Genomic DNA, 767 nt, shown 5'->3' on the forward strand with positions numbered 1-767 from the left:
TCTTTCTAGGCAGTGATATAGCAATCGTAAATCATTCGTGAAGAATTAAAGATTAAAAAATAAATCTGTAAATCCTACTATACATTAAAGCTGACCACTGAAAGCTGATAGCTAACACCTCTTTAAATCTCACAACTCACATAGTAGGATTACTATAGCTGACAAAAAGTGTTAAATCTGGATAACTTTTTACTTTAATTCAATTTAATTTAACCTAAAACCTGATGCCTGATCCCTGATACCTACTAAAACTTAATATCTGAATGAGTGCCTAACGTCAGTTATATTTATTGAGTAAGGCTTGTAAGCCACCTTCAAATCCAGAACCGACAGCATTAATACGCCATTCACCATCTTTGTTGTATAATTCAGCCATAATGAGGGCAGTTTCAGTGGAAAAATCTTCTGTTAAGTCATAACGTAAAACTTCTTCTTTAGTTTGTACATCAACTAAACGAATATAAGCATTAGTAACTTGTCCAAAATTTTGATGTCTTTTTTCAGCTTCATAAATGGTTACAGTTATTACTATTTTGGCAACGTCAGAAGGCACTTTGCGTAAATCGACAATTAAACCTTCGTCATCTCCTTCTCCTTCACCAGTACGATTATCTCCTAAAAGTTTGACAGATTGATCTGGATCGGGACTAATTAGGTTATTGTAAAAAATGAAATGTTTATCGGAAACTAATTTTTCGTTAGCACCCACGAGAAACAAGGATACGTCTAAATCAAAGTCTCCTCCCGTATCTGTAGCGTTAGTATCC

Annotated in this window: 1 protein-coding gene; it reads right to left on the reverse strand. The window is 34.2% G+C overall.

Going from position 1 to position 767, the window contains the following annotated elements:
• Window positions 1-277 precede the first annotated feature (277 nt).
• A partial coding sequence (locus FWJ34_RS19410; protein WP_308256968.1) for a TerD family protein occupies window positions 278-767 on the reverse strand: 490 nt, incomplete at its 5' end.

Origin of the sequence: Geminocystis sp. GBBB08, from assembly GCF_016743215.1 — a bacterium.
Classification (GTDB): domain Bacteria; phylum Cyanobacteriota; class Cyanobacteriia; order Cyanobacteriales; family Cyanobacteriaceae; genus Geminocystis.